Origin of the sequence: uncultured Kordia sp., from assembly GCF_947489565.1 — a bacterium.
Lineage (GTDB): Bacteria > Bacteroidota > Bacteroidia > Flavobacteriales > Flavobacteriaceae > Kordia.
Genome location: NZ_CANLEA010000081.1, coordinates 1 through 251, shown reverse-complemented (window position 1 = coordinate 251; position 251 = coordinate 1). Strand labels below are relative to the sequence as shown.

Sequence of the window (251 nt, the reverse complement as noted above, 5' to 3'; positions counted from 1 at the left end):
GTGATACTTACAACGGTATCTACACTAGATGGATTGTCTATGCTTACAGCGACACTTGCTGTTCCTGCATCTTCTGCAACCGTTACATCACCTACACTCATTGCTGGTGTATCGTTATCAGTAATCGTTACCGTTCCACTATCATTTGTGTTTGAAGTGTTCCCACTAGTAACTGTTCCGTTTACAGTGAAGTCCTCTGTTGGTTCACCTGTAGTATCATCTGTAATTGGAATACTTACATCTACTGTCGT

At 41.4% G+C, this 251-nt stretch carries 1 protein-coding gene; it reads right to left on the bottom strand.

All coding sequences use genetic code 11. The features are described 5' to 3' along the window. Nucleotides 1-251 (bottom strand): hypothetical protein (locus Q0845_RS27795; RefSeq protein ID WP_298521229.1); only part of this gene is annotated, 251 nt, incomplete at both ends.